Origin of the sequence: Patulibacter sp. NPDC049589 (assembly GCF_040675535.1) — a bacterium.
Taxonomy (GTDB): Bacteria; Actinomycetota; Thermoleophilia; order Solirubrobacterales; family Solirubrobacteraceae; genus Patulibacter.
In genome coordinates this window covers 20,332-46,772 of the sequence record NZ_JBFAPC010000023.1, presented here as the reverse complement: position 1 = coordinate 46,772, position 26,441 = coordinate 20,332, and the positions used below count along the sequence as shown (strand labels likewise).

The window sequence follows — 26,441 nt, the reverse complement described above, 5'->3', positions numbered from 1 at the left end:
CACGCTGGGGCATCGAGAGTGCGGTGGTCCTCCTCAGACGAGGAGGACCGCACTCTCGATGGTCGTGGATCGGGGCGTCGAGCGCCTCGGCAGGCGTTGATCGCCGCCTCAGCCGCGACCGATACGCTCCCCAGCCGATGGCCACCTGTTACCGCCACCCGGCGCGCGAGACAGGCGTGTCCTGCTCGAACTGCGACCGTCCGATCTGCCCCGATTGCATGACGTCCACGCCCGTCGGCATGCGGTGCCCGGAGTGCGCCAAGCAGCGCACGAAGGTCCGCACGATCTCGTCGATCGGCGGCGGGCACCTGCCGCAGGTCACGCAGGCGATCATCGCCGTCTGCGTCGTCGCGTTCCTCGCGGGCGGCAACTTCGGGCTCGAGGGCACGAACCAGTCCTGGATCGACCGCAACGGCTGGCTGACCGGCTGGGAGGTCAACGACGGTCAGTACTGGCGTCTGGTCACCGGCGGCTTCCTGCACGCCGGCATCATCCACATCGCCTTCAACATGCTGCTCCTGTGGTTCCTGGGCAGCGAGATCGAGGGCCGCGAGGGCAGCGGGCGCTTCGCGCTCATCTACCTCGTCGGGCTGCTCGGCGGGTCGCTCGGCGCGATCATCCAGACCCAGGGCGTCACGGTCGGGGCCTCCGGCGCGGTCTTCGGCCTGGCGGGCTACCTCGTCGTCGAGATGCGCCGTCGCGGCGAGAACATCTTCCAGAGCCAGCTCGGGTTCCTGCTGGTCATCAACCTCGTGCTCTCGTTCCGCCCGGACGTCAGCTGGGGCGGGCACCTCGGCGGCCTCGTCTTCGGCGCGCTCGCGGCCGTCGCGCTGCACGAGGGCCGCAAGCGCGGCCCGGCCTGGCTCGGCCCGGCGCTCTGCGCGGGGCTCTGCGTGATCGCCGTCGTCGCGGCCGTGGGCGTGTCCGAGCCCCTGTACGAGACGGCGACGCTCCGATGAGCCCAGCCACCCCGCTCGCCGGCGGCGGTCGTCGCCGCCTGGGCCGCCTGCCGCTGTTCGGCGGGGTGGTCGCCCTCGTCGTGGTCGTCGCCGTCGCCGTCGTCCTGCTCCTCGGAGGCGGGGGCGGCAGCCCGGAGGAGCGGCGCGGGGCCATCGAGGCCACCGATCGCCTGGCGGCGTCCGTCACCGGTCGCCCGACGCCGACCTCGCGTCGCCTGTGCGCCGCCGTCGGCGACCGCACGCGCAAGGAGCTCGCGGACCTGGCGAGCTTCCTCCCGTCGCCCCGCACCGAGTGCCGGAACGTCCCCAACCGCCTGCTGCGCGCCGCGCTCGAGCCGCTGCCGGCGACGATCGGCAAGCCCCTGGAGGCCGTGGTCGACGGCGACGTCGCCACGGTCAGCGTGAAGGGCGGTCCGGAGGTCTCGCGCGCCACGCGCGCGGGCGCGGGCTGGCGCGCGGACCCGGGCGTCGGCGGCCTGGGCGCCTGGCGCCTGGAGACCGCCCGGCGCTGCTCCCGTGCGCTGACGACGAGCCGCCTGGCGCCCCTGACGACCGACCCGGCGGGCTACCGCCGGGCGGTGACCGTCCGGCTGCGCGGCGTCTCCGAGGTCCTCGACATGCTCCAGGACGACGAGCTCCCGAACGTCCTGAACGGCCTCGTCGGGGAGCCCCGCAGTGGCCTGGTGGAGCTCCGCGACGGGCTCCGCGAGGCGCTCCGGGCGACGGAGACCGGCGACGCGGCGACGCTCGCCCGCAACGCCCCCGACAGCTCGCAGCTACCGTCCGTCCTCCAGCTGCTCGAGGCGTTCGCCTCGCTTCGCGAGCTCGGCGCCCCGTGCCTCGGCGGCCCGAGCTCGCCGTCCGCGGTCCGGACCGGCAACGCGATCTGCGGCGAGCTCCGGCCGCGCGTCGACGGCGGGTACCGGACGGTCGGCCGCGCGACGTCGACGGCCGGCATCGGCGTCGGCTTCCGCGGGCTCGCCGACGCGTGGCGCCGGATCAGCGACGGCGTGAGCCGGATCGACCTCACCGGTGCCGCGACGCTGGCGCCGGTCCAGGCCGACGCCGTGCGCTCGGGTCAGGAGGTCGCGGCGCTCGCCGAGAGCCTGGCGGAGCAGGCGGCTGCGGGGGAGACGAGCGACACCACCGCGGCGCAGCTCGACCTCGCGCAGCAGAGCTCGCTCGACGCCCTGATGGCGTTGGGCTTCCGCGAGTGCGGCACGATCAGCTGATCGTGCCGCCGCGGCGCGCCAGCACCGCGTCGTAGAGGTCCTGCAGGCCCGCGGCCAGCCGCTCGGCCCCGAAGCGCGCCGCGGCGTCCTCGGCGGCGAGGCCCCCGAGTCGCGCGCGGCGGTCCGGGTCGTCGCGCAGCGTCGCCAGCGCATCCGCCAGGCCGCCGGCGTCCCCCGGCGGCACCAGCACCCCGGTCCGGCCCCCGTCGAGGATCTCGCGCAGGCCGCCGTGGTCCGCGGCCACGACGCAGCACCCGGCCGCGGCGGCCTCCAGCGCGGAGTTCGGGAGGGGGTCGGGATGGGTCGAGGGCACCGCGACGACGTCGGCGGCGGCGTAGACGAGGCCGACGCGGTCGACGAACCCGGGGAGCAGGACGCGGTCGGCGACGCCGAGCGCCGCGGCGCGCGCCCGGAGGGCGTCTCCGAGGGCCGGATCGTCGCGCCACGCGGAGCCCGCCAGGAGGACGACGCTGCGCCCGTCGGCGGCCAGCGGCTCGCGGCCGAGCGCCTCGACGAGGAGCTGCTGGCCCTTCCAGGCGGACAGGCGCCCGAGCAGCGCCACGACGAAGGCGTCGGCCGGCACGCCCAGGGCCGCGCGCGCCTGCGCCCGGCCGACGGGGTCGGGACGCAGCGCGAGCCCGTCGTGCAGGACCGCCGCCCGCGCGGCGCGGGGGAGGCCCGCGAACTGCTCGCGCACCGCCTCGCTCACGCACGGGACGGCGTCGGCCGTCAGCAGCATCCGCCCGTAGGCCGGCCAGTACCGCTCGAAGCCGGTGTAGATCTCCCGGACGTGCCACACGTGGGGGATCCCGAGGGCCGCGGCGGCCGGCGCGCCGCCGAGCGTCACCGACGTGTTGGTGTGGAGGATCCGGACCCCGCGGGCACGCGCCAGCCGGCCGAGACCGAGCAGGTCGGACGCCCATTCGCGCCCGACCCGGACGAGACCGCCGGGGGACAGGAGCTCCCGCCGGAGCACGGCCAGCGGCCGGACGACGACGTCGACGCCGACGTCCTCGAGGTCCCCGACGAGCGGGCCGTCCTCAGCCAGGACGGCCGTCGCGCGGTAGCGGTCGGGGTCCAGCCCACCGGCCATCGCCACGAGCTGCCGGTCGGCGCCGTAGCGGCCCGCGGAGCTGTGGAGGTACAGGACGCGGCTCGGGACGCTCATCGGGGCGCCACCGCGGGGGTCGCCGGCAGGTCCAGGACGAGTCCGGGAGCCGACGCCACGAGGTTCGGGTGCAGCGCGTGGGCGAGCGTCTCGAGGCCGGCGACCAGGCGCGGGCCGGGCCGCGAGAACAGCCCGGAGGCGTCGACGGCGACGATCCGCCCCGCGCCCGTCGCCCGCAGGCGCGCGAGGTGCGGGAGCGCCTCGGCGCGCGAGCGCTCGGCGTCGTAGCCGCACGGCATGCAGACGACGACGTCGGGGCGCAGCAGGGCCACGTCCTCCCACGTGGTCCGGGCGCTGTGCTCGCCGGGCAGGCCGAGGAGATCGATCCCACCGGCCATCTCGACGAGCTGCGGCGTCCAATGGCCCGCCGCGTAGACCGGGTCGAACCACTCGATCGCGGCGACGCGCGGGCGGTCGGCGGCGCGCAGGGCGATCCGGACGCGGTCGACGCGCCCGCCGATCTCCCGCAGCAGCGCGTCGCCGGCCTCGCGCACGTCGCAGAGGGCGGCGAGCATCCGGACGTCGTCGAGCGTCTCGCCGAAGGTGTGGGGATCCAGCGACAGGACGTCCGGCGGGCCGGGCAGGTCCGCGGTCAGGGCGAGCACGTCGTCGTGGGACACCGCGCAGACGGCGCACAGCTCCTGGGTGATGATCAGGTCCGGGCGCAGCTCCTCGAGCGCGTCGGCGTCCAGGCGGTTGGGCGATCCGCCGGCGCGCGCGAGCGCGCTGACGGCGGCGTCGATACCCGCGGCGTCCAGGCCGGCGGGCAGGACGCTCGACGTCACGCGCGGCAGCGACCGGGCGGCCGCGGGGTGGTCGCACTCGTGCGTCACGCCGACCACGCGGTCGCCGAGGCCGAGCGCGAACAGGAGCTCCGTCGCGTGCGGGACGAGCGAGACGATGCGCCGCGGCCCGCGGAGGTGATGGCGTCCGGGCGGCAGGTGCTCCACTATCCCTGTTTATGGCAGACCTGATCGGTGAAGGACGGCTCGGCACGTGGCTCGAGGGGCACGCGTGGGCACTGAGGGACGGGGGGCTCGAGCGCGAGTGGTCGTTCCGGGACTTCGCGGCGGCCCTCGGTTTCGTCACTGCGGTGGGTGGTCTGGCGGAGTCCCAGGGGCATCACCCCGACATCGCGCTGCACGACTACAACCAGGTGCGCCTGCGGCTCCGGACGCACAGCTCCGGGGGCATCACGGAGAACGACCTGGAACTCGCGGAGCGGGTGGACGAGCTGCAGTGACGTCCATCCAGGGTCGTCGGGCGGCCTTCGAGGGCTCGTTTTCGAGATGGCCCGTTTGGGTCAACACAATGTGCGGAACCTAAGGACTTGAGTCTTTTGCCGCCAAACGAAGGTTTCGCGGCGAACGATCTGTCTCGGATCAGTCAATATGTCCTTGTCCGAGCCGATCCTGGTGCGGCTGGACGGGACAACACGCTGCAGTGCCCGGGACGGCGCTGCAGCAACATACGGGAGGGGCGATTCGTCGCCTCGACCACCACACACACGCACGGATGACCCCGAGGAGCTCGCTCCTCGGGGTCATTTGTTTGCCGGGGTGTCTCACGTCCCCGAACGGGCGAGGGCCCGCGTCGCGGGCCCTCGGGTGCTGCTGCGGGCCGGCGGCTCCGCGCCGGCGACGCCCGGGCCTCAGCGGCTCCAGTCGAGGAAGCCCTCGCCGGTCTTGCGGCCGAGCTTGCCCTCGGCGACGAGCGCCTCGAGCGCGGCGGGGACCGGGGCGCCGATGACCTCGCCGATCGCCTTGGAGACGTCGAGCCCGACGAAGTCCAGCAGCGCGAACGGCCCCATCGGCTGGCCGGCACCGAGCTGCATGCAGGTGTCGATGTCCTTGGCGGCCAGGCCGGTCTGCTCCTTCAGCTCGACGGCGTTGAAGAGGAACGGGAACAGCAGCTTGTTGACGACGAACCCGGGGATGTCGGGCATCTCGACCGCCGTCTTCTCCCAGGCGAGCGCGAGCGCGCGGGAGCGCTCCTTGGTGTCCTCCGACGCGGCGGCCGGGAAGATGAGCTCGATGAGCTCCATCTTCGTGACGGGGTTGAAGACGTGCAGGCCGACGAACCGCTCGTGGATGCCGGAGGCCTCCGCGAGCGTCTCGATCGACAGCGACGACGTCGTCGTCGCGAGGATCGCGCCCTCGTGGATGATCGACTCGAGCTTGTCGAAGACCTCGGCCTTGGTGGCGTGGTCCTCGGACACGGCCTCGATCAGGTAGGTGCCCTTCGCGAGGTCCTCGATGTCCGTCGTGACCGTGACGCCGGTGACGTCGATCTCGAGCTTGGCGCCCTGCTTGTCGATCGCCTTCTGCGCGCGGGCGGCGCTCTCCGGGGAGCGTGCCCACAGCAGCACGGGCGAGGTCTTGGCGGCGGTGACCGCGATACCGGTGGCGATGGTGCCGGATCCGGCGACGGCGACTGTCTCAGACATGGGGTTCCAGGTTCGCTGAACGAAGACGGGGAAGCGCGGCATCCTACCGGCCGTCGGAAACCGCGGCACCCCGCCGCGTCGCGCGGCTGTCGGAACGGACAGCGCACCGTGTCCACCGTGGGCGATCCGGCCCGGGGCCCGGGGCGCTGCAACCCGGGCGCTGCCCCGGCGGGGCTACTCGTCGCCCGCGAGCCGGAAGCCCGTGGGGGAGACCGCCAGTGCCAGCGGGGACGACGGGAGCTCGCTGGGCAGGTCGACGTCGTTGAACGGCATCGGGGCGAGGTCGTTCGGGCCGCCCGGATGGTAGGTCGCGGCCAGCAGCTGCGCCTGGCCGCGCCCCGGGCCGAGCTCGGTCTGACCGCCCGAGTACGTGCCGATCCCGCGCTCGCGGCAGGCCTCGTAGAAGGCCGAGAGCTCCCGGAGGCTGCCGATCCGCGACGGCTTCAGGTTGACCGCGGAGGGCGCGAAGGGCAGCGCGTCGAGGTCCGCGACGTCGTGCAGCGGCACGTCCCACGTCAGGCGCCCGGCGTGCGGTGCCAGGACCGGCCGCGTGTCGTCGTCGACGAACGGGTCCTCGAACCAGGCGTCCGGCAGGCCGTCGACCAGCAGCGCGTAGAGCTCGGCGTCGATCGGGGCGTCGACCGGCGTGCCGCGGTAGAGGCCCTTGAGGTCGACGGTGGTGGCGGCGCCCGTGGCCGCCAGGGCCGCGATCGACGCGGCGTCCCACTCGCGCCCGAGGTCGAGCTTCATGCCGAGCCCCGGGGACCGGCGCCGCAGGTCGTCGATCGTCGCGGCCTCCGGCGGGTCGCCGACGCCGCGCGAGGAGACGAACGTCAGGGGGCCGACCTCGCGACCGACGGCCGTGGCCCAGTCGGTGCCGGACTGGCGGAGCGCCAGGTCCAGCGCGGCGGACTCGAACGCCCACCGGCGGTAGCGCTCGTCGACGTCGTGGACGGGCGGGGCCGGGAAGAGCGAGACGCTGTCGAAGATCGCGGAGAACGACTCGGTGGTCCAGTCTCCGCGCACCTCGGGCAGGCCGTCCCATCCCTGGAGCGCCGCGTGCGAGAACGGGTCGTACGTCACGTCCTCGCCGACGCCCTCGTGGCCGGCGCCGCGCAGGCGGACGACGGTCGTCAGGCGCACGCCCATCTTCGTCGGGCGCTCGAGGGTCTGCAGCTCGAGTCCGTCGACGTGGAGCCGCAGCCCCCGGACGGCCTCCCAGAGCGGCGGGCCGGGCGTGGGGGGCGGGACGGACGCGGGCATCTGGACCTCGGGTGCGGGACGGACGGGCGTGGCCGGCCGGGCGGGCCGGCCCGGGTCAGCCCTTGGGCAGGGCGGTGGAGGGCAGGCCGGGCATGCCGGGCTGCGCGGTGCCGCCGCGGACCTCCCCGCTCGTCCCCAGCGCCGTCAGCCGGCGGACCTCGGCCTCGCCGACCAGGCGCGCGGGGTGCTGCGCGGGCAGGCCGTCGATCAGCCGCGCGACGCGGTTGCGGATCTGCTGCGCGAAGTGCGGGGTGGCGGCGCCCGTGAGCCGGCGGATGTCGTCGACCGTGACGGCGACGCCGAGATCGCGTTGGTCCGGCCGCTGCGCTTCGCTCATGCGTCTGTTGTACCGATCCCCGCGCGGCCCCGCCACGTGGCGGGGCCGCGCGCTCAGGGCGCCTTCGGCGTCGGCGTCGTGGTGGTGGCCGGGGCCTTCGTGGTCGACTTCGGGGCCGTGGTCGTGCCGGAGCCGTCGCGGGGCAGCCCGTCGTCGCCGCCGGACGGCGAGTCGTCCACGGGCGCGAGCTCGAGCAGCGTGTCGATCTGCGCCTGGACCTTCGCGCTGATCTGCGAGACGTCGCCGGTCAGCCACGCGCGGTTGTAGCGCGCGACCGCGGTCGCGTCGAGGGTCGGGTCGTCGGGGTAGTACCCCTGCTTGACGTCGCGCAGGTACTCGCGCACGGGGACCGAGAGCTGGTCGGAGGAGTCCAGGAGCAGCAGCGGGCCGTGCAGGCCGGAGGCCGCGAACGGCGCGAGGCTGATCGCGCCGAGCGTGTCGGTGTCCCGCGCGATGAGGAACCCGTGGCCGGGCTGGTTGACGTTCCAGCCGAACGAGCCGTCCTTGTAGCGGGCGAAGCCGATCGCGTTGTCGGTCGGGCTGACGCCGCCGACGCGCTTGACGGTGCCGTACTTGCGCAGCTGCTTGGTGACCGACGGGCGGACCACGGCGCTGGGCCCCAGCACGTAGATGGTCGCCTTCGGGTGCGACGCGAGCTGACGGGCGGTGGCCGGCGGGATGCCCTTGCTCGTCACGAACGCGAGCGGGTCCCCGGACTTCGCCAGCCAGGCGGCGGCCGGCACGGCGTACTCGGGGCGATCGGCGCTGACGACGAGGACGCGGTCGCTCGAGCGGCCGCGGGCCTGCGTGGTGTACCGGTCGATCGCGCGCGCCAGCTCGTAGGGGTCGGCGCCCTCGATGGCGTCCGTCCGCAGGCCGGAGGGCCGTCCGACCTTGCCGACGAGCACGGCCTGCGCCTTGCCGGCCGCGTCGCTGCCGGACGGCTTCAGGGCGTCGATCGCGGACACCGTGGCGTCCGGGAGCTTCGCGCCGTCGCTGAACAGGAGGGGTGCGCCGATCGGGGGCGCGGCGAGCGACGTGGCGGCCAGCGCCGTCCGCCAGTCCTGGTCGTCGACGATCGTCACGGCCTTCGCGCGGCTGGCCTCCGAGCCGTCCGGGTACGCCGCGCGGGCGACGGCCGCGGCGGCGTCCACCGGGTCCTTCGTACCCGTCCGGGTCGTGTTCCGGGTGGCGACGACGGGGAACCCGAGCGCGGACGCCGAGGAGTCGTCGCCCTTCGGCGGGGTGAAGGGCGACTCGGCGTCGTCGCCCCCGCCGCAGCCGGCGAGGACGAGGGCGGCCGAGACGGCCAGGGCGGCGGCCGCCGTCGCGCGGCGGGAGCGGGTGGGGACCGGACGCATCGGGGGCACGGTAACCGCACGGCCGCCGTCCGTGCGCGAACGCACAGCGACGAGGGGTCGGCGGCGCCCTCTCGCGGGTACGTGCGTCGTCGCCGGAGGTCTCGGCCTCGCACGACCCACCGCCCGGGCGCACGGAACCCTCGCGGCTGCACGGCTCGTTGCAACAGTGGGTGCCGTCTTGCGGCAGGACTGCTACTGTCCCGGCAGCCGAATCACCGGAGTCGAATCCGGTGGGCGGGGGAACCACGTGTTCTTGGGGCTAATTCGCCGGTCTTCCGGTGGAAGCGCTGTCTCTTTCTGCGCTAGCCCGTCAGCTAACCCCGTAGGCCGACGAAAGAGAGCACGTAGTGCGTTTGACTTCACGGGCCATAGCGATGACCGCCGTCCTGGCCGCCGGGTTCACCGGCGTCACGGCTTCCGCTTCAGCACAGACGGCGGCTCCGGCCACCGGCGGTGTCGCCCCGACGGTTCCCACGCCCGCACCCGCCCCGGTCACGCCGGCGGCGCCCGCGGCGCCAGGCACCGTCGTCATCCCCGTCGGGATGCGCACCACCAACGGCATCAAGGCCAAGCGGTACAAGGGCAAGACGGTCGACGGTCGCACCGCCTGGTTCGCCCGGGTTCCGCTGAAGGCCCCGGCGCAGGTCCAGTCCGCGGTCGTCGCGGCGAACAAGATCGTCGGCAAGCCCTACCGCCTCGGCGGCGGCCACGCCCGCGTCGAGGACACGGCCTACGACTGCTCCGGCACCGTCTCCTACGCGCTCATCGGCGGCGGCCTGCTGAAGACCCCGCTCGCGTCCTACGAGTTCGACGACGCCTGGAAGAACGGCATCGAGGGCGAGGGCCAGTGGATCTCGGTCTACGGGAACTCCGGCCACGCCTTCGCGATCATCGCCGGCCTGCGCCTCGACACCTCCGCCGCGAAGGACCCCAGCGGCGCCAAGGGCCCGCAGTGGCGCCCGGACAACCGCACCGACGAGGACGAGTACGTCGTCACGCACCCCGACGGCCTGTAGGCCGCCGGCCCCGGGCCCGACGGCCCGCCCCGCTTCCGAGAGGCGCCGCATCGCGGCGCCTCTCGTCGTTCCGGGGCCTCGTCGCGGGCGACGACTCCCGGCGCGCCACGTCCCCGGCCCGCGTCGACTTCACGGACCGTTGAGGCAGGACCGATAGGCTGACCGGCGATCATCCCCAAGAACGCCACGAGGAGCACCACATGGGTCTCGGCGCCCGCATGTCCACCACCATCAAAGCGAAGCTGTCCCGGGTTCTGGACAAGGCCGAGGACCCCGGCGAGACGCTCGACTACAGCTACCAGAAGCAGCTGGAGAACCTCCAGAACGTCAAGAAGGGCATCGCCGACGTCGTCACGGCGAAGAAGCGCCTGCAGCTGCAGACCGACAAGCAGCAGCAGTCGATCGTCAAGCTCGACACGCAGGCCCGTCAGGCGCTCGCCGCCGGGCAGGAGGACCTCGCCCGCACCGCGCTGGAGCGCAAGACGCTGATCCAGACCGAGCTTCAGGGCCTGAGCGGTCAGATCCAGGACCTCGAGAACCAGCAGCAGGCCCTCGTCGCCAGCGAGCAGAAGCTGCGCACGAAGGTCGAGCAGTTCCGGACCAAGAAGGAGGTCATCAAGGCGCAGTACAACGCCGCGGAGGCCCAGGTCCGGATCTCGGAGGCGGCCACCGGCGTCGGCGAGTCCATGGCCGAGGTCGGCATGGCGATGCAGCGCGCCGTCGACAAGACGGAGAACATGAAGGCCCGCGCGGACGCCGTCGCGGAGCTCGAGGAGGCCGGCACGTTCGGCGACATGATGGAGCTCGGCTCGGGCAAGGACGACATCGATCGTCAGCTCGAGGCGCTCTCCGCCGGGTCGCAGGTCGACTCCGAGCTCGAGCGGATGAAGGCCGAGCTCGGCCAGGGCAGCGCCCCGGCCGCCGAGCTGGGCGCCGGCGGCACCCCGGCTCCCGACGCGGCCCCGGCGCCACAGAGCCAGGAGAAGGAGGCGTGATCGTCCGGATCTTCATGGACCAGCAGTACCGGCTGGCGGACGACACGCACGCGGCGCTCAACGACATCGACGACGCGGTCGTCGCGGCCGTCGACGCCGGGGACCCCGAGGGCTACGCCCGCGAGTTCGCCAAGCTCCTGGCGTTCGTGCGCGAGAAGGGGACCCCGCTGGCCGACGACGAGCTCATCGGCTCCGACGTGCTGATCCCGGCGGACGACTTCTCCTTCGCCGAGGCCGGCCAGGAGTTCACAGGCGAGGGCCTCGTCCCGGACCCGGCCGAGGCCTAACCCCGGCCGGCGGCACGGTGCCCGACGGGCCCGGGTCGCACGGAACGCAGAAGGCCCGCCGATGGCGGGCCTTCTGCGTTCCCAGGGGGCTGGGCCGCTCAGGCGCCGATCGGGGCGCCCCAGAGGGGGTACCAGCGGTCCATCTCGGGCTCGAGGCCCATCATCGGGTCCAGGACGGCGCGCAGCTGCAGCTCGCGCTCACGGCCGCGCTCCTTCGTCTGGCCCGGCACGGGGACGAACGGGTACCAGGTTCCGCGCTTGGCGAGGTACACGAGGTGCAGCGGGCTCGACGTCCGCTCCTCTCGGAACGCGAAGACCGCGCAGAGCACCCGGTCGGCGTAGCCGCCGGCCTGCAACGACTCCATCACCGCGTTGACGCCGATGACCTGGTCGTCGACGTCGGGGTCCTGCAGGACCATCCAGCGGTAGCCGAACTCGTCGTCGCGGCGGACGACCGTGGTGCCGGTGTCCTCGCCGGAGCTGCGGAGGATCGCCTCCGCGTCGTCGGCGATCTCGTTGAAGTCGCCGGTCGCCAGCGGCTGGAAGACGATGGCGGCCTCGCCGGTGGTGACGATGCCGTGGCCGGCCTCGAGGTCGACGGCGGCGGTCGTCAGCGCGAAGAGGCGGTCCGGGCGGACCTGCTTGACGGTCTTGGTGCGCCCGAAGAGCGTGTCGAGGAAGCCCACGGGGTCAGACCGTCCGGCCGAGCTGGAGCTGCGTCTCGATCTGCTGCAGCGCGGCGATCCGCTTCTCCATCGGCGGGTGCGTCGAGAAGAGGCTGCCGATCGCGTTCTTCGCGCGCGGGGGCAGGATGTAGAACGCCTGGACGGCCCCGACCTCGCGGAGGTCCCGCTGCGGGGTCTTCTCGATCCCGTCGCTGATGCGGACCAGCGCCGCGGCCAGGGCACTGGGACGCCCCGTCACGATCGCTGCGCCGCGGTCGGCCGCGTACTCGCGGTACCGCGACAGCGCGCGCAGGAGGAAGAAGCTGATCGCGTAGACGAGCGCGGAGATCGCGATGACGGCCAGGAGGCCCGGGCCGTCGTCGTCGTCGCGGTCGCTGCTGCCGCCGCCGAACCAGATGGCGTTCTGGACGATCATCGCGGCGAGCGAGGCGAAGAAGCTCGCGAGCGTCATGACCATGACGTCGCGGTGGGCGATGTGGGCGAGCTCGTGCGCGAGGACGCCCTCGAGCTCCGCCGGCGGCAGCAGCTCGAGCACCCCGGTGGTGACCGCGACGGTCGCGCTCTTGCGGGTGCGGCCGATCGCGAACGCGTTGGGCATCCGGTCGTCGGCGATCGCGACCTTCGGCTTCGGCAGGTCGGCCTGGAGGCAGAGCCGGTCGACGAGGGCGTGCAGCTCCGGCGCCTGCTCGGGCGTCACCTCGTGCGCGTGCATCGAGCGGAGCGCGAGCTTGTCCGCCGTGAAGAACTGGAACAGCAGCAGGGCCAGGCAGATGATGATCACGGGCCCCGCGTTGCCCAGGGCGGCGAACAGCACCCCCATGAACACGACGTAGAGCAGGCCCAGTGCGAAGAGGGTTCCGACCATCCGGGCCTGGAGGCCGGGGTCCTTTCCGAACGATGCACCGCGAGGCATGGGTCCATCGTCCCACACGGCGGGCCTCCGGCCGCCGCGGAATCGCCCTGCGCGCCGAAGATTTACCCGGTGCTCAGCGCCCCTTACGCGGCGGGGGCCGCCAGTGGCGCCGCGCCAGGTCCGTTGCGGGGCGCCAGGAGGCGCCGAGCGGCGGCACGCCAGCCCCGGCAGGACCCGTCGGCCGCGGGGCAAGGCCCGCAAAGGGGGTTGCACGGCTTGGTCGGGGCCCGCGCCGCCCGTACCTTCGGACGTCTGTGCCCCGGACCTCCGCCCGCCGCCCTTCACGCCTGCTCGCCTCGACCGGCGTCGCCGTCCTCGTCACGGCCGGACTCGCCACCGGCGGGGGAGCCCTCGCCGGTCCATCGGAGGCCGAGGCCGCCTCGCAGCAGCAGCTCGAGCAGCTGCGCGGCAAGATCGGCTCGGCCCGCGGCAAGGTCGAGGCGAAGAAGCGCCGCGAGCGGGTCCTGACCGCCGACGTCCGGCGCTACAGCAGTCAGATCGGCGGCCTGCAGGGCAAGATCGACGTGCTGCAGGGCAAGCAGGACGCGGTCCAGGCGGACCTCGACCGCAGCCAGGCGGAGCTCACGCGCACGCAGGCGGAGCTGCGCACCGAGCGCGCCCGGCTCGTGCGCCTGCAGGCCCGGCTGAAGGAGTCGCGCGAGATCCTGGCCGCCCGGCTCGTCGAGCTGTACCAGGCGGACAAGCCGGACCTCGTGTCCGTCGTGGTCTCCGCGCGCGGCTTCTCGGACCTCGTCGAGCGCGGCGAGTTCCTCGCGCGCATCGGCGCCCAGGACCAGCGCGTGATGGAGACCGTGAAGGCCGCCAAGGCCGACGCCGTCGGCACCGAGAAGAAGCTGGCGGTGCTGGAGCGCGGGCAGCGCTCCGCGAACGACCGCATCGAGTCGCGCCGCAACGAGGTCGTCCAGGTCAAGGGCCGCCTCGTCAGCGCCCGCAGCTCGATGAGCGAGGCCCGCGCGTCGCGCAAGACGCTCCTGAAGAGCGTCCGCGGCGACCGCCACGACCTCGAGGAGCACCTCGACGGCCTCGAGAAGGAGGAGAGCAAGATCCAGTCGCAGCTCTCCGGGATGCCGAGCGGTGGCGGCGGGATCAAGAAGGGCAGCGGGGCGCTGGACTGGCCGGCCGACGGGCAGTTCACCTCGCCCTTCGGCTACCGCTGGGGGCGCCTGCACGGCGGCATCGACATCGCCGTGCCCGTCGGCACGCCGGTCCACGCCGCCGCGGCGGGCACCGTGCGCATCGCCGGCTGGGTCGGCGGCTACGGCAACTACGTCTGCATCGACCACGGTGGCGGGCTGTCCACGTGCTACGGCCACAACTCGCGGCTGGGCGTCACCGTCGGCCAGAAGGTCGCCAAGGGCCAGGTGGTGGCCGCCAGCGGCAACACCGGCAACTCGACCGGCCCGCACATCCACTTCGAGACGCGCGTGGGCGGGGTCCAGAAGGACCCGATGGGCTACCTGTAGGTCCGGGGGGCTAGCCTTTCCGTCGTGCAGCCCGAGATCGACCTGCTGGGCCTCCCGATCAAGACGTTCGGGCTGTGCTTCGCCCTCGCCTTCCTCGCCGCCGGCGCGCTGCTGACGCGGCGCTTCCGCGAGCTGCGCTGGCCCGGCGACCAGGCGACGGAGGCCCTCCTGGCCGCGCTGCTCGGCGGCCTCGTCGGTGCCCGCGCGTACTGGTTGATCGACAACTGGTCCGACGCGAAGGGCGACGTCTTCGGCTCGATCTTCGGCGGCTCCGGGCTCACCTGGTACGGCGGTGCGCTCGGCGGCGCCCTCGCCGTCCTGGCCTGGGCGCGGTGGCGCGGGCACCTGAACGCCCGTCTGCTCGACGCCGCGGCGCCGTCCCTCGCGCTCGGCTACGCGCTCGGCCGCGTCGGCTGCCAGGTCTCCGGCGACGGGGACTACGGCCGGACGTCCGACGCGCCGTGGGCGATGGGCTACCCGAAGGGCGCCGTCGCGACCGACCCCGGCGTCACGGTGCTGCCGACGCCGATCTTCGAGACCGTCGTCATGGGGGTCGCCGCGATGATCCTCTGGCAGCTCCGCGACCGGCTCCCCGCCGGCGCGCTGTTCGGGCTCTACCTGGTGTTCGCCGGGCTGGAGCGCTTCGTCGTGGAGTTCTGGCGCCGCAACCCCGACGTCGATCTCGGGCTCACGACCGCGCAGGTCACGAGCATCGGGATGCTGATCGTCGGCGGCGCGCTCCTCGTCTGGCGGCTCCGCGCCGCCCGCACCCAGGTCGCATCCTGACGCAGAACGCTCGTACGTCCGTCCAGTTCGGCCGCCGGGGGCTCGTGCGGCGGCCGAGGGCTGCCGATCGCTCGAGCATGGCCCGCCTGCGCCTCATTGGATCGGTGGTGCCCGGGGTCAGCCTCGGGGCGCTCCCGGTCGTGGCCGCCGTCGTCCTGGCCGCCGGGGCGGCGGGCGTGCTCGGCAGCACGGGCGTCGTGAGCCTGCCGGCCCCCGGGACCGACGCGCCATTGGTCGTGGGGGACAGCCGCGCCGCGGCCCCGGCCCTCGTCGCGTCGGGCGACGCCGACGCGTCGGTGGCGCTGCCGGCCCCGCCCGCCACGGCCGCCCCGACGACCGTCGCCGCCGCGACCCCGCAGGGGACCCCGGCCACGACGACCGGGACGACCACGGCGTCGGAGCCGACGCCGCTGCGCGCTCCGACCGCGCCCGCACCTTCGAAGTCCACGCCGTCGGTCGAAGGACCGTCGGCGACGCCGCCGGCCACCAACCCGGTCACGGCGGCCGCGCCCGTGACGACCCCCGTCGCCGGGCTCGGCAAGTCGCTGAACGAGACGACGGAGCACCTCGCGGACGTCACGTCGGCCGTGACCGACGGTCTCGCCGCCGTGGTCGGCGGGCCGCAGTCCGCGCTCGGCGGGCTCGTGAAGGGCCTGGGCACCGCGATCGACGAGACGGTCCGCGGCCTCGGCGACGGGCTCGGCGGGGCGCTCGGCGCCAAGTAGCGCCACCCGCCGCCGTCCGGGCGGCGCTGCCATCATCCGGCGGCGATGTCCGCCGATCCGCTCGCCGTCTACCCCCGGGGCAGTGCCCTGGACGACCACGGGCACCTGCTGCTCGGCGGCTGCGACGCGCTCGAGCTGGCCCGCGAGCACGGCACCCCCGCGTACGTCGTCGCGGAGGAGGACCTGCGCGAGCAGGCCCGCGCGTACCGCGTGGCCTTCGACCGCTACGCGCCGGGCGCGCACGTGTCGTTCGCGTCGAAGGCCTTCCCGTGCACCGCGGTCCTGCGCGTGCTGGAGGAGGAGGGCCTGGGTTGCGACGTCGCGTCGGGCGGCGAGCTCGCCCTCGCGCTGAACGCCGGGTTCGCCCCGGACCGGATCCACCTGCACGGCAACGCGAAGTCCGAGGGCGAGCTGCAGGCCGCCGTCGATCACGGCCTCCGGCAGGTCGTCGTCGACAACGGGGACGACGTCACGCGCCTCGCGCGGATCGCCGCGGATCGGGGGACGGTCCAGGCCGTCTCGATCCGCGTCACGCCCGACGTCCGCGGCGACACGCACGACGGGATCTCGACCGGCCAGGCCGACTCGAAGTTCGGGCTCGGCCTCGACGAGGCGCGGGCGACGATCGACCGGATCCGCGGGCTCGGCTCGCTGCGGCTGGAGGCGCTGCACTTCCACGTCGGGTCCCAGCTCCTGGAGCTCGACGTCTTCCGCCGCGCGGTCGCGGCGATCGCGCCGCTGACCGACGGGATCGCCGAGGTCAACCTCGGGGGCGGGCTCGGCGTGGCCTACACGGCCGACGAGGCCGGCCGGCTGCCGACCGTCGACGAGTACGCGCGCGTCAAGGTCTCGGCGGTCCGGGACCTGATCGGCGAGCGCGTGCGGATCTCCGACGAGCCCGGCCGCTCCCTGGTCGGCCGCAGCGGCGTGACGCTCTACACCGTGGAGACCGTCAAGCGGAACGTCTCCACGTGGGTCGCGGTCGACGGCGGCATGGCCGACAACCTGCGCCCGATGCTCTACGGCGCCCGCTACGAGGCCCAGATCGCCGACCGCTTCGTCGCGCGCGGCGCCGCCGGCGCGACGGCGTGCCGCGTCGTCGGCAAGCACTGCGAGTCCAGCGACGTGCTGGTCGCCGACGCCGAGCTCGACGACCCGAAGCCGGGGGACGTCCTCGTGACGCCGGTGACCGGGGCCTACGGCTACGCGATGGCGAACACGTACAACGGCGTGCCCCGCCCGCCGGTGGTCTTCGTCTCCGGCGGCCGCTCGCGCGTCGTCGTGCGCCGCGAGCGCATCGACGAGCTCTGGTCGCGGGACGTCTGACGCCGCGGGTGTGCACGTCGTCCACGCGGAGCCCTCGCCGCGGGGCGTTCACGACCGGCGTCGGACGGGGCGGGTCCGTCGTCCACGTGAGGCCGTCGTCCCAGGGGCGCGTGCGATGATCCGGCGCGATGTCGCCGGACGCCCCTGCCCCGTTCCGCGTCGGCCTGCTCGGCCACGGCACCGTCGGCTCGGCCGTCGACCTGCTGCTGCCCGAGCGCGCGGACGCGATCGCCCACGTCACCGGCCTGCGGCCGGAGGTCACGGGGGTGCTCACGACCAGCCGCGGCGACTTCGAGGAGATCCTCGCGAACGCCGACCTCATCGTCGAGGTCATGGGCGGGATCCACCCCGCGCACGAGTACGTCACGCGCGCCATCCGGGCGGGCAAGCACGTCGTCACGGCGAACAAGCAGCTCCTGGCCGAGCACGGCGAGGAGCTCTGGGCGCTGGCCCGCGAGCACCGCGTGCAGCTGCGCTTCGAGGCCGCGGTGGCCGGCGTCGTGCCGATCATCCGGGTGCTGCAGGAATCGCTGACCGGCCAGCACATCGACCGGCTGCACGGCATCGTCAACGGCACCACGAACTTCATCCTCAGCCAGATGGCCGCCACCGGCGCGTCGTACGGCGAGGCGCTGAAGGAGGCCCAGGAGCTCGGCTACGCCGAGTCCGACCCCTCCGACGACGTGTCGGGCAAGGACGCCGCCGCCAAGATGGCGATCCTCGCGCGCCTGGCCTTCGACACCCCGGTGCACCTCTCCGACGTTCCGTACGAGGGCATCGAGCACCTGACGACCGAGGACATCGAGTACGCCCGCGAGCTCGGCCTGTCGCTCCGGCTGATCGGCACCGCCGAGCGGATCGGCGACGAGCTCGCCGTCCGGGTGCACCCGGCGTTCCTCTACGCCGGCCACCCGCTGTCGTCCGTCGACGGCCCGTTCAACGCGGTCACCATCGAGTCGCCCGCGATCACGGAGATCACGCTCTCCGGTCCCGGCGCCGGCGGCCCGCAGACGGCCACGGCGGTGATCGGCGACGTCATCTCCGCGATGATCCCGCCCGCCCAGACGCCGCCGACGCAGAACCAGCTGGGCTTCGTCGCCGACGTCGAGTCGAGCTTCTACCTGCACGTCGAGGTCGCGGACCGGCCCGGCGTGCTCGCCCAGATCGCCCAGGTCCTCGGCCTGCAGGGCGTCTCCGTCAAGAGCGTCGTCCAGAAGGGCACCGGAAAGGGTCCCCTTCCCCACCCTGCCCGGCTCGTCCTGGTCGTCCACCCGGTGCTGGAGTCCCGCTTCTACGGGGCCGTCCAGCTGATCGCCTCGAAGGACTTCGTGACCGCCACCCCGCGCGCCATCCGCGTGATCGACGAGGAGTTCGCGTCGTGAGCCGCCCCGACGACCTCATCACCCCGCCCGGCGGCGCCCGCGCCGAGGCCCCGGCCTTCCGCCTGACCGGCGAGGACTCGATCCGCCGCATGGGCCTGATCGAGCGCTACATGGACCGGCTGCCGTTCGAGCCGGGCGACCCGATCGTCTCGCTGAACGAGGGCTCGACGCCGCTGATCTTCGCCCCGCGGCTGTCCGAGCGCGTCGGCGCCGAGGTCTTCCTGAAGTACGAGGGCCTCAACCCGACCGGATCGTTCAAGGACCGCGGGATGACCTGCGCGGTCTCGGCCGCCGTCCGGGACGGCGCCGACGCCGTGATCTGCGCGTCGACCGGCAACACCGCCGCGTCGCTGGCCGCCTACGCCGCGCGCGCCGGCATCCGCGGCGTCGTGCTCGTCCCCGACGGCAAGATCGCCGCCGGCAAGCTCGCCCAGGCCCTGATGCACGGCGCGCAGGTCGTCGCGCTGCGCGGCAACTTCGACGAGGCCCTGCGCCTCGTCCGCGAGATCACGCAGATCCACCCGATCGCGCTGGTCAACTCGGTCAACGACTTCCGCATCGCGGGCCAGAAGTGCGCCGCCTTCGAGGTCATGGAGGACCTCGACGGCCGGCTCGACGCGCTCTGCATCCCCGTCGGCAACGCCGGCAACATCACCGCGTACTGGAAGGGCTTCCAGGAGCTCCACGCCGAGGACCCGTCGGTCCAGCTGCCCGCGATGCACGGCTTCCAGGCCCGCGGCGCCAACCCGCTGGTCCGCGGCGAGATGGTCTCCGAGCCCGAGACGATCGCTTCCGCGATCCGCATCGGCGCCCCGGCACGGTGGGAGGAGGCGATGGCGGCGATGACCGGCTCCGGCGGCAACGTCGCCGACGTCACCGACGAGGAGATCCTCGACGCCTACCGCTTCCTCGCCCGCAACGAGGGCGTCTTCTGCGAGCCGTCGTCGGCCACGTCGGTCGCCGGGCTCCTGAAGCACGGCGCCGGCGAGGCCCAGCGGATCGTCTGCGTGCTCACCGGCCACGGCCTGAAGGACCCGCAGACGGCGCTGGACGAGTCGCCGCCGGTCGTGCCGTGCGAGCCGACGCTGAAGGCGCTCGAGAAGGTCCTGATCAGCTAGTTGGCGGGGTGCGGGGCCCGCCCCGAGCGGGTCGGGACCGTGCCCGGACTGCGGCGAGGCTCGGGGCACCCGCAGGGGTGCCCGCCGTCAGGCGGGACCGCCGCCGGCCGGCGGCGCCGCGGTCCCGCGCGCCTGCTGGACCAGGGCCTCGGGCGTCGTGCCCGGGCCGACGCGGATCCGCGGCAGCAGGAACGGGTCGTCGGCGGGCGCCGCGATGCCCGGCTCCACCGTCGTCGCCGCGACGTAGCCGGCCTGCAGCGCGGCGGCGCGGACGCGGTCGTCGTTGCGCCCCGCCGGGTAGCAGAGGAACCGCGTCGAGACCCCCAGGCGGCTCTTGATCAGGCGCCGCGAGCGCACGAGCTGGTCGGCCAGCGCGGCGTCGTCCAGGGTGGTCAGGTCGAGGTGGTCGACGGTGTGCGAGTCGATCTCCCAGCCCTCGCGGATCAGGCGCCGGGCGCCCCACATCGGCAGGCCCTTGGGGCCGAGGTGGTTCACCGCGAGGTTCAGGACGCCCGGCCACCGCTCGCGGGAGAGGACCGGCGCGACGTTCGTCACGTGGGAGAGGTCGCCGTCGTCGAAGCTCAGGACGACGGGGCGCCGCGGCAGCGGGGTGCCGTCCTTCCAGGCGGTCCAGACGTCGTGCATCGTCACCGCCGTGAACCCGGCGTCGCGCAGGCCGGCGACCTGGGCGGCGAACGCCTCCGGGGTGACCCAGAGGTCGGGGTAGGGGGTGCCGGGCCGCGGCGTGGCGACGACGTGCCACATGAGGATCGGCACGGCCGCCGCCTTCGCGCGGGCCCCGCGCGTGGTCCACGCCGAGGTGTCGCGGCGGGCCGGCCGTCCGTCGAGCGCGGCGGTGGCCGCGGCGACCGTCGCGGTCGGCGGCCGGGCGGCGGGGCCGGGGGTCGGCACCGTCTGCGCGACGGTCGTCCCGCCGGCGGGGGCGTCGCTCCCGCGGAGGACGATCACGGCGATCAGCCCGGCCAGGACGACGCTCAGCAGCACGATCACGGGGACGAGCGAGCGGGGCGCTCGGCGGGACGCTGGTGCCACGCCCGTCAGCCTGCCACACGGCCCCCACGGACCGTCCTCCCGACCCGTCCGGGGCCCGCGTGCCGGGTCGCCGGGTGGGGTACGGTAGGCCTCGCATGGGTCGCACCGTCTCCGTCTCCGTCCCCGCGTCGAGCGCCAACCTCGGTCCGGGATTCGACTGCATGGCCGCGGCCCTGGGCCTCTGGCTGCACGTCGAGGTCGAGGAGACCGGGACCTTCGCCGTCGAGCACGACCTGCCGCTCTCGACGGGCCGCGACAACGTCATCGTCCAGGCCTTCGAGCGCCTGCGGTCCGCCGACGGCGTGACGTTCCGGGTCCGCACCGACATCCCGCTCGCCGGCGGCCTCGGCTCCAGCGCGACGGCGATCGTGGCGGGCCTGGCGGCCGCCGCGGCGCTCGACGGCGGCAGCACCGAGCCGGAGGCCCTGCTGCCGCTGGCCATCGACGTCGAGGGTCACCCCGACAACGTCACGGCCGCGTTGTTCGGGGGCATCGTCCTGACCGACGGCAGCTGGACGGTCCGGATCGCCCCGCCCGAGGGTCTCGAGGCCGTCTTCGTCGTCCCCGACGAGGCCGTCCGCACCGCTGCCGCGCGCGCGGTCCTCCCGCAGCACGTGCCGCTGGAGGACGCGACGGCCAACGTCGCCTGGGGCGCGTCGCTGGCGATCGGCCTGGAGCGCGGCGACCTCGAGATCGTCGCCCACAGCCTGCGCGACGTCCTGCACCAGCCGCACCGCGCGGCGCTGTTCCCGCGCTCGTCCGAGCTGATCGACGACGCAACGAGCCTCGGCGCCATCGGGGCGACCGTCTCCGGCGCCGGCCCGACGGTGATGCTGTGGACGAGCACCGACGACGCGCCGGCCGTGCTGGAGGCTGCGCGCGAGCGGGCCCACGGCTGGGCGACCGTCCTGCACGCCCCGTTCGTCGGCGACGGCGCGCGGGTCGCGGTCGTCGTCCCCGACTGACCGGGCCCTTCCGCCCGGCCGACCCCGTCCCGGCGCCTCGTCGGGGCCCGCTCGCCGCCCCGGACGTGCGCGACCGCCGGTGGGCTCCTAGGCCCGCGCCGCCTTGGCGAGCGTGCCGAGCCGGCGCTTCGCCGACGCCTCGCCCAGCGCCGCCGCGATCTCGCCCGCGAGGTCCAGGTAGTCGGCGCCCAGGGCGGGACGGTGGTCGAGGATCGACACGCCGCGCTCCGACGACTCGGCGTAGGCGATCGACTGCCGGATGACGGCGTCGAAGATCTTCCCCGGGTGCGCCTCGCGCAGGGCCACGACGGCCTCGCGCGAGTGGACCGTGCGGAGGTCCGCCTTCGTCACGACGGCGCCGAGGAACTCGAGGTCGGGGTTCAGGCCGTCCTTGGCCAGCTCGATCACCTGCAGGGCCTGCTCGACGCCCTGGAGCGCGAAGTACTGGGCCTCGCAGGCGATCAGCGCGTGGGTCGCGGCCACCAGCGCGTTGACGGTCAGGAGCCCGAGGTTCGGCGGGCAGTCCAGCAGCACGACGTCGACGTCGTCGTCGGCGCCGCGCAGGACCTTGCGGAGCGTGAGCTCGCGGCCCATCTTGCCGGCGAGCGCGAGCTCCGCCTCGGCGAGCTGGAGGTTGGCCGGGACGATCCCGTCGTGGATCGCGGCGGAGGCCTCGGCGCGGCCGGTCAGGACCTCGGCGATCGTCGGCGTCGCGTCCGGTGGGACGTCGAAGTAGTCCGAGAGGTTGCCCTGCGGGTCCAGGTCGACGACCAGGACGCGCAGGCCGCCGCGTCGGAACGCGTCGGCGAGCGTGCGGACGGTGGTGGTCTTCCCGGTGCCGCCCTTCTGGGACAGCACGGCGATCCGGTGGGCCATCGGCGCAGTGTATGCGGGACACCGGAGGGCTCCGGGCGCGGGGTCGCGCGGAGGAGGAACGGCGCCGCCGCCGTCGAACCGGGTGGTGTCATGCGCCGCCAGCCCCTCTCCGAAGCCGACCTCGAGCGCCAGCTGCTGCGGCGCTCCGTCTCCTCGCTCCACGCCGACCGCCTCCAGTGCGACCGCTGCAAGCGGACGCCGCTGGTCGGCGAGGTCGTCTACCGCTACGCACGGGAGCGCACGATCTGCGCGCTCTGCGTGCCGTACCGCCGCGACCGGCCGCTGGCGTCGATCCCCGTGCGCCACGGCGAGGAGATCCGCGCCCAGCGGCTCACGCCGCCGGTCACCGACGTCGCCTGATCGCGCCGGCCGGCCGTCGCGCACCGGCTGCCCGGCGACGCGCCGGTCGCTCCGCCGCCGTGGGGATCGTCCGGCGCCGGTGCCCCGGACGTCTCCCGGGTGCGCGTGCGCACCGTCGGACCGGCGGCCGCGCGGATACACTGGGGGACGTGGATCCGGTGAGCAGCACGATCAGCATCGATCGCCCGCGGGAGGAGGTGTTCGCGTACCTCTCGGACATCGCGAACCACAAGCGCTTCCTGGACGGGAAGCTCACCCACTGGCACCTCACCCGTGAGGACTCGATCGGCCTCGGCGCCGGCGTCCGGGTGAAGGCCAAGCTCCTCTTCAACCGCTTCTCGTACTTCGACGTCACCTTCACGGAGATGGAGCCGCCCTACCGGATGGCGATGGTCGGCCGCGGCGGCAAGTACGACCGGACGCTCGTGATCGCGGAGATCACGATCCGCGAGGAGGGCGCCCACGGCTCGAAGCTGACGTGGACGATCGAGACCGAGACCCAGCTGCCCTCCGACGGCATCATGGAGGCCGTCGCCGGCCAGCGCGGCGTCGCGAAGCGCGCCCTGAAGAAGGGCCTCGAGCGCCTGCGCGCGATCCTCGAGGACGGCGCCGAGGGCTCCGCGCCGGTCGGGATCGCGGGTGGTGCACGCAAGCCGGCGTCCGGCTTCCGGCTCCCGCAGGACCTCGCCACGACGGCCGACCCGGTCGACGGCTCGCGCGCGCACGCGGCGTCGTGAGCGCTCGACTAGACTGCCGCCTCATGCGTCAGCGGCTCCTCCCTCTGCTTGCGGTCGCCTTGGTGTCCACGACCCTCACGGCGTGCGGCTCCAAGGAGGACGTGGTCACCCACGCCGAGACCGAGGCGGTCTACGTCTCAGTCGGCCCCAAGGGCGGCCCATACCTGAAGTACCAGGTCCAGGTCTCCCGGCAGCTCAACCCCGGCGACTTCCAGAACACCGCCGCGCGCGGTGATCAGGAGAAGATCGATCCCGAGGACTCCGAGTACCTCAAGGGCATCCCGGAAGACGAGCTCGCCCTCACGAAGAACCCCAAGAAGCCCCTGGACGACCAGGTCTACTTCGGCGTCTTCATCCAGGTCGCCAACGACAACAAGCAGCCGCTGAAGTCCGCGGCGCTGTCGGGCTTCGAGATCAAGGACTCGCAGTTCACTGAGGGCGAGGCGGGCTCCGAGGCGCACGTCTTCGAGCCGATCGCCGCGCTGGACCCCGCCGACCCCGGCAACCCGTTCCTCTACCGCCAGGCGATCGTCCCCGGCGCGACGGGCACCGGCAGCGGCTACCAGCCGCTCGCCAACAGCCCCGCCGGCTCGAGCACCACGGCCGCCGAGCTGCTCGTCTTCAAGATCCCGCAGTCGGACCTCGAGAACCGGCCGCTCGTCCTGCACATCAAGGGCGTCGACGGCGGCGAGGCCGAGGTCGACCTCGACGTCTGAGCGACACCCGGCCGGCGCGGAGCCGGCCACGCAGGACCCACGACGGGGCGCCTACGGGCGCCCCGTCGTCGTTCCGGGATGTTCTGCGCGCAGCGACCGCAGGGCCGGCGCGGCCGGTCGTCCTGGGTGGGCGGCCGGCGTCCTGGGCGGGGGCGGCCGGGCGTCCTAGGTGCGCGCGGGCGGCCGGGCGTCCCAGGGGCGGCCGGTCGTTCTCCTGCTCCGATCGTCCCCGTGCGCCGCGCCGTGTCCGGCGATCGCCGGGTCCACGGCCAGCGCAGCCTCCCCGACGTAGGCGGGCGTGGCGGGCAGGGTCCGGTCCGCCCGGGCCCGCCGGGCGGACCGGACCTCAGCCGCCGAGGGCGGCCGTCAGGACCTGGCGCGCGACGGGGGCGGCGGTGGCGCCGCCCTGGAAGTTCCGCGCGCGCAGGACCCCGACCGCGACGGGGTCGACGCCGTTCTGCCGCCGGATCGGCGCGAACGCCGACATCCACGCCGTCGTGGACTTGCCGTCCGCGTTGCCGCAGGGCGAGACGGGCTCCGGCGCGTCGGTCACGGAGTCGGGCTGCTGGGCCTCGGCCTTCGCCGCGGCCTCGGCGTCGCACTGCGCGCCCTGCGTCGAGGCCAGCTCGGCCGTGCCGGTCTTGCCGGCCGTGGTCACGCCGGAGATGTTGACGCGGGCGTCCTCCCCGGTGCCGTTGGCGATCACGGCCGCCATCAGCTGGCGCATCGACGCGGCGGTCTTCGCGCTGATCACCCGGTGGGTCTTGGCGGTCTTGCTCGTGCGCAGGAAGGTCAGGGTCGGCTGACGTCCGCCGTTGGCGATCGTCGCGGTCATCAGGGCGATCTGCAGGCTCGTGGCCTCGACGCGGCCCTGGCCGATCGCGGACGCCGCGACCTCGGGCAGGCCGAGGTCCGACGCCGGCGGGATCGTCGACTCCGCCGCGCCCGGCAGCCCCGGCGTGGGCTTGTTGAAGCCGAAGGCCTCGGCCATGTCGACGAGGCGCTTGGCGCCGAGCTTCGCGCCCAGCGGCACGAAGACCGAGTTGCACGAGTGCGCGAAGGACTCCACGAGCGTGCCGCCGCAGAGCTCCTCGTCGGAGTTCTGGATGCCGAAGCCCTTGGCCTCGGTCTCGCGCGGGTACACCGTCGTCGTCTTCGCGACGCCGTCCTCGAGCGCGGCCGCGGCGGTGACGATCTTCATCGTCGATCCGGGCGGCTGGCGGGCGGACCACGCGCTGCCCTGGAAGCCGAGCACCTCGCCGGTCCGCGAGTCGATGACCGTCGTGCCGCTGGCGTCCGGGGCGTTGGCCTGGGCGGCGGCCGCCGCCTTGACGACGGCGATCGAGATCGAGCTGCGCACGGCGCGGGCCTTCTTCGGCGCGACCTTCGCGAGCACGCGGTCGCCGGCCTTCAACGTGCCGCCGGGCGTGCCGACGAGCTCGGGGTTCAGCAGGCGCTCGAGCCCGGAGACCCCGACCTTGGCGCCGTCCGGCACGCCGAGCTTGCGCAGCGCCGGGGCGTCCTCGGGCGACGCGGTGCCGAGGGTGCCGACGACCTGGCCGGCGATGTTCGGGACGTCCGACGCGCGGGTGGCGCCGCCGGCCAGGACCGTGCTGCCGTCGCGGGCGAGGATGTCCGCGCGGTCCGGCATCTCCGTCGTGCGGGTCAGGGCCTCGCCGGTGCGCAGGCCCGGCAGCGCCATCCGCCGGGTCCAGGCGATCCCGGCCTCCTTGCCCGACCCCTGCAGCGGGATCTGGACGGTGCCGCGGAGGGTCCCGAAGAGGCGCGTGCGCACCGCGACCGGGGCCTCGAAGCCGTCGTCGGTCCGCTGCGGCTTGCCCGTCGTGATCGTCTGTGCCGTCGCGGTGGTCAGCGTCCCGCGCATGATCTGGGCGAAGCGGGCCTCGGACACGCGCCCGGCGGCGTCGCTGCCGAGCTCCCCGTGCATGGCGGCGAAGTCCTGCGCGGACCAGTGCTTGAGGTAGGCGGCGGCGAGGTCGCGCTCCGCGGCGCGGTTGGCGCGGGCATCGAGCACGAGGTAGGCCGCCACGCCCGCGACGACCAGGGCGGTGACGACGATCGCCGGGACGACCCGCCGGCGGGCACGGCGACCCCCGCGACGGCGCCCGCCGCCGCGGCCGGACGGGGCACGGGAGACGGTGGCGAACGGCCGCGCCTGTGCACCGGAGGTGCGTCGCTGGGGAGGACGTCGGCGTCCGGGGGCGGGCATGCGACGCCGAATACTACCGG

The 26,441-nt window shown here is 74.3% G+C and carries 27 protein-coding genes and 1 riboswitch; of the genes, 16 read left to right on the top strand and 11 right to left on the bottom strand.

Annotation, left to right across the window (positions count from 1 at the left end):
* The first annotated feature begins 218 nt into the window (after window positions 1-218).
* Entirely contained in the window at window positions 219-959 is a 741-nt protein-coding gene (locus tag AB0L40_RS06575; RefSeq protein ID WP_364351015.1) for a rhomboid family intramembrane serine protease, read from the top strand.
* Complete coding sequence (locus tag AB0L40_RS06570; protein ID WP_364351012.1) at window positions 956-2,191, top strand: hypothetical protein; 1,236 nt, start codon at window positions 956-958, stop codon at window positions 2,189-2,191. Before AB0L40_RS06575 ends, AB0L40_RS06570 begins: the two co-directional genes overlap by 4 nt.
* On the opposite strand, the gene AB0L40_RS06565 is transcribed toward AB0L40_RS06570, so the two are convergent.
* The gene (locus AB0L40_RS06565) at window positions 2,184-3,359 is read right to left on the bottom strand and encodes a glycosyltransferase (protein WP_364351009.1); all 1,176 of its coding nucleotides are present in this window, start codon (window positions 3,357-3,359) and stop codon (window positions 2,184-2,186) included. The genes AB0L40_RS06570 and AB0L40_RS06565 overlap by 8 nt on opposite strands.
* A complete protein-coding gene (locus AB0L40_RS06560; RefSeq protein WP_364351006.1) occupies window positions 3,356-4,309 on the bottom strand; it encodes a cobalamin-binding protein in 954 nt (317 codons plus the stop codon). The genes AB0L40_RS06565 and AB0L40_RS06560 overlap by 4 nt, the downstream gene beginning before the upstream one ends.
* Before the next feature lie 11 nt (window positions 4,310-4,320).
* Here AB0L40_RS06560 and AB0L40_RS06555 point away from each other — a divergent pair, with 11 nt between their 5' ends.
* Window positions 4,321-4,602: a 4a-hydroxytetrahydrobiopterin dehydratase gene (locus tag AB0L40_RS06555; RefSeq protein WP_364351003.1), complete on the top strand. Its 282-nt coding sequence runs from the start codon at window positions 4,321-4,323 to the stop codon at window positions 4,600-4,602.
* Between the two features lie 408 nt (window positions 4,603-5,010).
* Here the strand turns inward: AB0L40_RS06555 and AB0L40_RS06550 are convergent, their stop codons facing one another.
* From AB0L40_RS06550 to AB0L40_RS06535, 4 genes are all read right to left on the bottom strand, one after another.
* Complete coding sequence (locus AB0L40_RS06550; protein ID WP_364351000.1) at window positions 5,011-5,805, bottom strand: 3-hydroxyacyl-CoA dehydrogenase family protein; 795 nt, start codon at window positions 5,803-5,805, stop codon at window positions 5,011-5,013.
* A gap of 174 nt (window positions 5,806-5,979) precedes the next feature.
* Window positions 5,980-7,068 (bottom strand): hypothetical protein, encoded by a 1,089-nt coding sequence (locus AB0L40_RS06545; protein ID WP_364350997.1) that lies wholly within the window; start codon window positions 7,066-7,068, stop codon window positions 5,980-5,982.
* Between the two features lie 55 nt (window positions 7,069-7,123).
* The gene (locus AB0L40_RS06540; protein ID WP_364350994.1) at window positions 7,124-7,405 is read right to left on the bottom strand and encodes a hypothetical protein; all 282 of its coding nucleotides are present in this window, start codon (window positions 7,403-7,405) and stop codon (window positions 7,124-7,126) included.
* Window positions 7,406-7,458: 53 nt separating this feature from the next.
* On the bottom strand, window positions 7,459-8,766 hold the full coding sequence (locus AB0L40_RS06535; RefSeq protein ID WP_364350991.1) for a hypothetical protein: 1,308 nt from the start codon (window positions 8,764-8,766) through the stop codon (window positions 7,459-7,461).
* Window positions 8,767-8,961: 195 nt separating this feature from the next.
* Window positions 8,962-9,110: riboswitch (cyclic di-AMP (ydaO/yuaA leader) on the top strand.
* 198 nt (window positions 9,111-9,308) lie between these two features.
* Here AB0L40_RS06535 and AB0L40_RS06530 point away from each other — a divergent pair.
* The 3 genes from AB0L40_RS06530 (at window position 9,309) to AB0L40_RS06520 (ending at window position 11,064) form a co-directional block, all read left to right on the top strand.
* Entirely contained in the window at window positions 9,309-9,782 is a 474-nt protein-coding gene (locus AB0L40_RS06530) for a peptidoglycan endopeptidase (protein ID WP_364350988.1), read from the top strand.
* A gap of 200 nt (window positions 9,783-9,982) precedes the next feature.
* Window positions 9,983-10,777: a PspA/IM30 family protein gene (locus tag AB0L40_RS06525; protein WP_364350985.1), complete on the top strand. Its 795-nt coding sequence runs from the start codon at window positions 9,983-9,985 to the stop codon at window positions 10,775-10,777.
* Window positions 10,774-11,064, top strand: coding sequence for a hypothetical protein (locus AB0L40_RS06520; protein ID WP_364350982.1), 291 nt, complete (start codon window positions 10,774-10,776; stop codon window positions 11,062-11,064). The genes AB0L40_RS06525 and AB0L40_RS06520 overlap by 4 nt, the downstream gene beginning before the upstream one ends.
* Before the next feature lie 98 nt (window positions 11,065-11,162).
* On the opposite strand, the gene AB0L40_RS06515 is transcribed toward AB0L40_RS06520, so the two are convergent.
* Together AB0L40_RS06515 and htpX are read right to left on the bottom strand one after the other, a co-directional pair.
* On the bottom strand, window positions 11,163-11,750 hold the full coding sequence (locus AB0L40_RS06515; RefSeq protein WP_364350979.1) for a hypothetical protein: 588 nt from the start codon (window positions 11,748-11,750) through the stop codon (window positions 11,163-11,165).
* A gap of 4 nt (window positions 11,751-11,754) precedes the next feature.
* Window positions 11,755-12,663, bottom strand: coding sequence for a zinc metalloprotease HtpX (gene htpX / locus AB0L40_RS06510; protein WP_364350976.1), 909 nt, complete (start codon window positions 12,661-12,663; stop codon window positions 11,755-11,757).
* 254 nt (window positions 12,664-12,917) lie between these two features.
* Between htpX and AB0L40_RS06505 the strand changes: the two genes are divergently transcribed.
* The 6 genes from AB0L40_RS06505 to thrC all read left to right on the top strand — a co-directional run bounded on the left by AB0L40_RS06505 (window position 12,918) and on the right by thrC (window position 19,484).
* Window positions 12,918-14,147 carry a peptidoglycan DD-metalloendopeptidase family protein gene (locus AB0L40_RS06505; protein WP_364350973.1) on the top strand — a complete coding sequence of 410 codons (1,230 nt, stop codon included), beginning with the start codon at window positions 12,918-12,920 and terminating at the stop codon, window positions 14,145-14,147.
* 24 nt (window positions 14,148-14,171) lie between these two features.
* A complete protein-coding gene (locus AB0L40_RS06500; RefSeq protein WP_364350970.1) occupies window positions 14,172-14,933 on the top strand; it encodes a prolipoprotein diacylglyceryl transferase family protein in 762 nt (253 codons plus the stop codon).
* A gap of 77 nt (window positions 14,934-15,010) precedes the next feature.
* Window positions 15,011-15,658: a hypothetical protein gene (locus AB0L40_RS06495; protein ID WP_364350967.1), complete on the top strand. Its 648-nt coding sequence runs from the start codon at window positions 15,011-15,013 to the stop codon at window positions 15,656-15,658.
* Between the two features lie 45 nt (window positions 15,659-15,703).
* Window positions 15,704-16,984 (top strand): diaminopimelate decarboxylase, encoded by a 1,281-nt coding sequence (gene lysA, locus AB0L40_RS06490; RefSeq protein WP_364350964.1) that lies wholly within the window; start codon window positions 15,704-15,706, stop codon window positions 16,982-16,984.
* Between the two features lie 128 nt (window positions 16,985-17,112).
* Window positions 17,113-18,366, top strand: coding sequence for a homoserine dehydrogenase (locus tag AB0L40_RS06485; protein ID WP_364350961.1), 1,254 nt, complete (start codon window positions 17,113-17,115; stop codon window positions 18,364-18,366).
* 89 nt (window positions 18,367-18,455) lie between these two features.
* Window positions 18,456-19,484, top strand: a complete 1,029-nt coding sequence (gene thrC / locus AB0L40_RS06480; RefSeq protein WP_364351017.1) for a threonine synthase — start codon at window positions 18,456-18,458, stop codon at window positions 19,482-19,484.
* 87 nt (window positions 19,485-19,571) lie between these two features.
* On the opposite strand, the gene AB0L40_RS06475 is transcribed toward thrC, so the two are convergent.
* Window positions 19,572-20,537, bottom strand: a complete 966-nt coding sequence (locus AB0L40_RS06475) for a polysaccharide deacetylase family protein (protein ID WP_364350958.1) — start codon at window positions 20,535-20,537, stop codon at window positions 19,572-19,574.
* Between the two features lie 95 nt (window positions 20,538-20,632).
* Here AB0L40_RS06475 and thrB point away from each other — a divergent pair, with 95 nt between their 5' ends.
* Complete coding sequence (gene thrB, locus AB0L40_RS06470) at window positions 20,633-21,502, top strand: homoserine kinase (protein ID WP_364350955.1); 870 nt, start codon at window positions 20,633-20,635, stop codon at window positions 21,500-21,502.
* A gap of 87 nt (window positions 21,503-21,589) precedes the next feature.
* Here the strand turns inward: thrB and AB0L40_RS06465 are convergent, their stop codons facing one another.
* Window positions 21,590-22,378, bottom strand: a complete 789-nt coding sequence (locus AB0L40_RS06465; protein WP_364350952.1) for a ParA family protein — start codon at window positions 22,376-22,378, stop codon at window positions 21,590-21,592.
* 90 nt (window positions 22,379-22,468) lie between these two features.
* Here AB0L40_RS06465 and AB0L40_RS06460 point away from each other — a divergent pair, with 90 nt between their 5' ends.
* The 3 genes from AB0L40_RS06460 (at window position 22,469) to AB0L40_RS06450 (ending at window position 24,191) form a co-directional block, all read left to right on the top strand.
* Window positions 22,469-22,738 carry a hypothetical protein gene (locus AB0L40_RS06460; protein ID WP_364350949.1) on the top strand — a complete coding sequence of 90 codons (270 nt, stop codon included), beginning with the start codon at window positions 22,469-22,471 and terminating at the stop codon, window positions 22,736-22,738.
* A 149-nt stretch (window positions 22,739-22,887) separates the two neighbouring features.
* Window positions 22,888-23,475, top strand: a complete 588-nt coding sequence (locus tag AB0L40_RS06455; RefSeq protein WP_364350946.1) for an SRPBCC family protein — start codon at window positions 22,888-22,890, stop codon at window positions 23,473-23,475.
* A gap of 62 nt (window positions 23,476-23,537) precedes the next feature.
* Window positions 23,538-24,191: a hypothetical protein gene (locus AB0L40_RS06450; RefSeq protein WP_364350943.1), complete on the top strand. Its 654-nt coding sequence runs from the start codon at window positions 23,538-23,540 to the stop codon at window positions 24,189-24,191.
* 346 nt (window positions 24,192-24,537) lie between these two features.
* On the opposite strand, the gene AB0L40_RS06445 is transcribed toward AB0L40_RS06450, so the two are convergent.
* Complete coding sequence (locus AB0L40_RS06445) at window positions 24,538-26,421, bottom strand: penicillin-binding transpeptidase domain-containing protein (RefSeq protein ID WP_364350940.1); 1,884 nt, start codon at window positions 26,419-26,421, stop codon at window positions 24,538-24,540.
* Window positions 26,422-26,441: the final 20 nt, after the last annotated feature.

Coding starts and splice junctions, on each gene's coding strand:
- AB0L40_RS06575 (WP_364351015.1), top strand. CDS start 219: ATGACGTCCACGCCCGTCGGCATGCGGTGCCCGGAGTGCGCCAAGCAG.
- AB0L40_RS06570 (WP_364351012.1), top strand. CDS start 956: ATGAGCCCAGCCACCCCGCTCGCCGGCGGCGGTCGTCGCCGCCTGGGC.
- AB0L40_RS06565 (WP_364351009.1), bottom strand. CDS start 3,359: ATGAGCGTCCCGAGCCGCGTCCTGTACCTCCACAGCTCCGCGGGCCGC.
- AB0L40_RS06555 (WP_364351003.1), top strand. CDS start 4,321: ATGGCAGACCTGATCGGTGAAGGACGGCTCGGCACGTGGCTCGAGGGG.
- AB0L40_RS06550 (WP_364351000.1), bottom strand. CDS start 5,805: ATGTCTGAGACAGTCGCCGTCGCCGGATCCGGCACCATCGCCACCGGT.
- AB0L40_RS06545 (WP_364350997.1), bottom strand. CDS start 7,068: ATGCCCGCGTCCGTCCCGCCCCCCACGCCCGGCCCGCCGCTCTGGGAG.
- AB0L40_RS06540 (WP_364350994.1), bottom strand. CDS start 7,405: ATGAGCGAAGCGCAGCGGCCGGACCAACGCGATCTCGGCGTCGCCGTC.
- AB0L40_RS06535 (WP_364350991.1), bottom strand. CDS start 8,766: ATGCGTCCGGTCCCCACCCGCTCCCGCCGCGCGACGGCGGCCGCCGCC.
- AB0L40_RS06530 (WP_364350988.1), top strand. CDS start 9,309: ATGCGCACCACCAACGGCATCAAGGCCAAGCGGTACAAGGGCAAGACG.
- AB0L40_RS06525 (WP_364350985.1), top strand. CDS start 9,983: ATGGGTCTCGGCGCCCGCATGTCCACCACCATCAAAGCGAAGCTGTCC.
- htpX (WP_364350976.1), bottom strand. CDS start 12,663: ATGCCTCGCGGTGCATCGTTCGGAAAGGACCCCGGCCTCCAGGCCCGG.
- AB0L40_RS06495 (WP_364350967.1), top strand. CDS start 15,011: ATGGCCCGCCTGCGCCTCATTGGATCGGTGGTGCCCGGGGTCAGCCTC.
- lysA (WP_364350964.1), top strand. CDS start 15,704: ATGTCCGCCGATCCGCTCGCCGTCTACCCCCGGGGCAGTGCCCTGGAC.
- AB0L40_RS06485 (WP_364350961.1), top strand. CDS start 17,113: ATGTCGCCGGACGCCCCTGCCCCGTTCCGCGTCGGCCTGCTCGGCCAC.
- thrC (WP_364351017.1), top strand. CDS start 18,456: ATGGGCCTGATCGAGCGCTACATGGACCGGCTGCCGTTCGAGCCGGGC.
- thrB (WP_364350955.1), top strand. CDS start 20,633: ATGGGTCGCACCGTCTCCGTCTCCGTCCCCGCGTCGAGCGCCAACCTC.
- AB0L40_RS06465 (WP_364350952.1), bottom strand. CDS start 22,378: ATGGCCCACCGGATCGCCGTGCTGTCCCAGAAGGGCGGCACCGGGAAG.
- AB0L40_RS06460 (WP_364350949.1), top strand. CDS start 22,469: ATGCGCCGCCAGCCCCTCTCCGAAGCCGACCTCGAGCGCCAGCTGCTG.
- AB0L40_RS06445 (WP_364350940.1), bottom strand. CDS start 26,421: ATGCCCGCCCCCGGACGCCGACGTCCTCCCCAGCGACGCACCTCCGGT.